At 48.7% G+C, this 2581-nt stretch carries 3 protein-coding genes; all 3 read right to left on the reverse strand.

The features are described from left to right. Window positions 1-135: 135 nt before the first annotated feature. Window positions 136-513, reverse strand: coding sequence for a hypothetical protein (locus BG74_RS17205; RefSeq protein ID WP_244267359.1), 378 nt, complete (start codon window positions 511-513; stop codon window positions 136-138). Between the two features lie 54 nt (window positions 514-567). Further along, window positions 568-870, reverse strand: a complete 303-nt coding sequence (locus BG74_RS17210) for a hypothetical protein (protein WP_244267360.1) — start codon at window positions 868-870, stop codon at window positions 568-570. 1219 nt (window positions 871-2089) lie between these two features. After that, window positions 2090-2581: aspartate-semialdehyde dehydrogenase (locus BG74_RS17215; protein ID WP_244267361.1), on the reverse strand; the 492-nt coding region annotated here is incomplete at its 5' end.

Genomic DNA, 2581 nt, shown 5'->3' on the forward strand with positions numbered 1-2581 from the left:
CTGCCGTGGGAGACTCCAACGCGATAACATTAGCGCGGCACCTGGGTAAAATTAGTGATCACCAGTATCTCATTGCCGGTATTAACGCGACGCGGCGCAGGAAGGAAAATACCGAGTTTTCATAGCCGTCAGACACTAACTACTGAAAGCCGGAAAACGTATAATCGCACTCGTATAAGAGTGCGGATGACTGCGATAGCATTGATCCAAATTGCGCATCAGCCGCTGCACGCCGGCATGGTAACACCTTTCATTTTCTAGCAAATGCCAGTCCAGGCCAATATCATGGTTCCATTTTTTGTGGTTCCATTCTGACCGCGGGGTAAATTCGTTACATAGAAACAGCAGATTCTTATTACCGGGATGGGCCCATATAAAGTCGTAATAGGCGCGCGAATCAGTGAACTTTTGCCAATCGTCGCCGTGCATACGTCCCAGAATGGACTCTTTGCCACGCACTACCTCATCGTTGGACAGCGACAGCGTAAAATTTTTGCTGTAGGCATAGACCATGTTAAAGGTCATTTGATTATGGTATTTATAATGAAACCGCTGCCCATCGTCGTCCTAGTGGTGACGCCGGAAGAAAGAGGTGGACTCTTCCCTCCGCCACGGTGACCGCGCCGTCACGTTGCGTGCCGACGGTATGGCTGATGTATAGCGCAAAAAAGCGATGGCCTCTAGATTTTCATTGTCGCCATACAAAGTTGTGCATCTACTCACCAGTGGCACGGCTATAATTGCGGTAACTCTCATTGACGCAATCGCGTCGACCCGCAACCAGTCGAGGCTATAGCGTTCCAGCCAGAACATAGCGTTGTTGGCTAGATAGTTGCACACTTCGTTACGACTGTAATTGTAAATCAGCATATTCCAGTCCTGATGCTGCCCTTACTTTCGGATCGGTGTATTCGTACATTTATTTACCGTAAAATTGCGCCAGCCCGAGCTCTTTACTTGGGAAATGGCTCGGCACCTAGTCCAGCAGCACGTTCAGCCCGGCCTAACGGGCATGCAAAAATCCTCCGGCATGCCGAAGCGACGAGACGAGTCGTAGCATAAATACCAAAGGACTGATATCCTAATCTTCTGTCAAAAGAGTATTGATTAATCAGCAGTAATTCGATATGGGTAAAACCATATACTTCACGTAGCCTACCAATGAATCCGCCAGCTCCAACTAACTGAGCCAGAAATTGTTCTCGGCGTAGCGGCACCAGGAGCCAAATACACTTCATAAATGGTGATAAGCTGGTTAATCGCATTGGCCTGGCTGCGTACCGCGTGGCTGATCCCCCGCCGGCGGTGGAAATCCCCACATCAGCGATACCATGTCCGGATATATCTACGCCTTAAAAGTGTAGGGATTGGCTTTCAGCCGCGTCTGCCCGTGACAATCGATGATTTCATATTTGTATAATTATTTAAGTATTACTGCCTGAAGAAATAATTATCATGTATCTTTTTCCCTCCGTTGGTGCAACGGATGGCGGTGGCCATCCCAAAAATTAAACTCCCTGACCACCGAAACCGGCGCGCGTTGGCTGCCCAAACGGCGAAACGCATGCCGGCGCCGTCATCGAGAACTTCAGGATTGTGTGCCTCAGCCGTTCTTAGAAACGCAAATGGGTGCCTTCCATCAATAACAACTGTCAATATCCTGCAATAAAGGATTGAAGAGATATAGATAAAATAAGTATGCTCATGTCAGGTGATGGCCAGCAGTCGATAAAGAATTTTACGCTGTAGAATTAGCGCGCTAAAAAAGCCGCATGGGTAATCACAATTTCAGCTCTTTAAATCTGTGACTCATCTCCCATTTTTAGCCTCTATTCCGTGACCGCGCCGGCATCCAGCAATGACGCCTGTACTACCAAACCCACCTCAGTTTGATAAATGTCCAATTTAAAGAAAACGGATCGGCATAATGGTAAGCTACCAGTGAGGTAATAACATCTTGTTTGGTATATCCTGCTATGTTATCTTCATTCTCTTATTCCATGAAATAAAAGGATATTGTAGAAATATAAAGGATTAAAAACTACCAACTAGAACACTCTCGCACCGTCAGCCCGCACGCGTGGCAGAATTAGTGAGATAACTGGCACAGCATGCGGCGTAGGGGTTCAGCGGCGCCCCACAACAGCTGATCTCCGACGGTAAAGGCCGAAAGATACTCCGGACCCATATTCAATTTACGCAGCCGGCCGACCGGCGTTTTCAGTGTGCCAGTCACCGCCGCTGGCATCAATTCTCGCATCGACAGTTCACGATCGTTAGGCACTACTGTCACCCAGTCATTATGGATTGCCAGCAAGCGTTCAATTTCCGCCAGCGGCACATCCTTCTTCAGTTTCAGAGTAAACGCCTGGCTATGGCAGCGTAGAGCGCCAATGCGCACGCACAGTCCATCCACTGGAATTACCTGACGGGTATTGAGTATTTTATTGGTTTCCACCTGGCCTTTCCACTCTTCTCGGCTCTGGCCGTTTTCCAGTTGCTTATCTATCCAGGGGATCAGGCTACCGGCCAGCGGCACGCCAAAATTATCCGTCGGCAGGGTGCCACTGCGGGTCAACTC

This window comes from Sodalis-like endosymbiont of Proechinophthirus fluctus (assembly GCF_001602625.1).
GTDB lineage: Bacteria > Pseudomonadota > Gammaproteobacteria > Enterobacterales > Enterobacteriaceae.